The 2,010-nt window shown below is 53.4% G+C and carries 1 protein-coding gene; it reads right to left on the bottom strand.

Annotated features, from left to right (window positions below; all coding sequences use genetic code 11):
• Positions 1–1,984: DUF4422 domain-containing protein (locus tag AC0AP0_RS12795; protein WP_490430762.1), on the bottom strand; the 1,984-nt coding region annotated here is incomplete at its 3' end.
• Between the last annotated feature and the right edge of the window lie 26 nt (positions 1,985–2,010).

Raw genomic sequence — 2,010 nt, forward strand, 5'->3', positions numbered from 1 at the left:
CATTGTCGGCAAGTTCAAGAGGCCTGCAGATCGTCTGCTGTTCTGGGTGGGTAAAATGAACGCATTGCAGCTCTTTGATGCGCAATGTGGGCTTGATCCGGCGCTGGTGAATAAGCCAGATGTTGAAAAGCCGCTCGGCCAGATGGCCTGGCGTGCGCAGACCCTCCTGGCTGTATGCAGACATGTCGGTGCTCTGCTCGAATTCGTCAAGTATGGGGAACAGCCACTGGCAGTAGGCAAAGAAGAGGTCCTTGCGCATAATAAACATATTGCAGAAGCATGAATAATGCCCGTGCAGATACTGCTTGACGTCATCGCTATAGTCAGGGTGCGACTTCATGATGATGGCGCAGGCCTTTTGCAGATCCTTCAGGTACAGGTCCGGTGCGGCCCTGTACAGAGCCAGCGGGCTGCCCCAATTGTCGATGGTTGTTCGAAGGTCCTTGATGCCGGTGGTGATAACGTCATAGCCTTTGACAGTTGCGGAGATAGTCGCGTCGTCAAGGCCATATCGCTTGATGGCGGCATCGTCGATATAGTCATCCATGATTTCTCCGTAAGTGTTCTCCCTGTGGGTGTCCTTGGAGAAATCAAAGTATCGGCGGTAATGGCAGAACCCGTAGTAGTCGGCGTCGACGTTTTTCCACGCCCAATACTGTGTGGTGAGTTCGCAGTATCTCGGGTTCTTCTCTGAGATGTTAATGCCGTCATCATCGTGCAGGGTATTCTTCATCCTTGCCTTTGTAAGGCCAGGTCCTACCTGTACGGGTTGCAGGATCTCGGACTTGGGGATGTCGACTTTTTTATGCGTTGTTACAAAAATCCTGATGCGCTGTCGGTTATAGGCATCAAGCGTCTGTCGGGCCTGGAGATCGCTCAGGTGTTCATTGGCCTTGCTGCGCATGCTTTGATAGCGTTCAAGCTGCAGAGGGGGAGCGGAGTTCACAAATATCCTGTCTGCTATGGCCTTCCAACCCCACAGAGGGTCCGTGTCATCAATGGCGGATTGCTGATGAAGAAAGTCATATGCCCTATCTCGAATAAAGCGATAGATCTCCCTGCCGGTGATGGCGGGGCCGAAAATGTCGCTCATATCATGGGCGGCCTCGGCCTTATGCTCATCATCGATGCGCAGCAGCCAGTCATTGGCCAGTATTTCCGTGCCCTTATGCTCGAATCCCAGGGCGCATTTCTGCAATATGGCCGAGTGCTGGCTGTTGGCGAAATCATAAGCAGCTGCAAAGTTCGATTGGAATTCCCGGCAATATCGTGCATACAGCTTGGGGGTGATCTGTGCGGTGCCGCTGATTCCACGGCCATAGTAATAGCAATATCCCCTGCATTCCTTGATCGGCTGATAAGACTGAGCAAGCGCTGAGGTGACAAAGCACTCGTACCCGTCCTGAGAGCGGCCCAAGCGATTGTCGGTCATGGCGGCAAAGGCTTTCTTGAGCAAGGCTGTTTTATAGAGCCGCTGGGTGAACCGCCAGTCCACCTGTTGTCCGCGGTCTTCATCAAAAATGTCGCGAACGATATCGAGGCCCTGGCTTGGCTTGGTGGGCTTGTTGTTAAAGCTCTCGAAATCTTGCCGTTCTTTGTCCAGAGTGCCGTTCGCTGCCGTCACGGTGATGCCAAAATGCATGATGTCAGCAGGGTGAAGGTCTATGGCCTCTGACAGCTCGCTGAGCATGGAAGGCGCCAGGGCATCGTCGCCATCCAGGAAGAAGGTGTATTCACCCTTGGCTTCCTGCACGCCAGTGCGTCTTGTCAAATGGGTGCCCATATTGCTGGGGTGCTCCACCAATCGAATTCTCTCGTCTTTGCCGGCCGCTTCCGCTGCAACGGCCGCCGTGTCGTCCGTGCTTGCGTCATTGATGACCAGAGCTTCGAAGTCCTTATAATCTTGTGAGCTGATGCTGGCAAGGCATTCCGAAAGGTACCTGCCCACGTTGTAGGCGGGAATTACGACTGAGATCTTTGGCATATAGCTGGCATCTCCTTGTATAGCTA

The organism is Bifidobacterium sp. POST2/T3 (B1), from assembly GCF_058197115.1.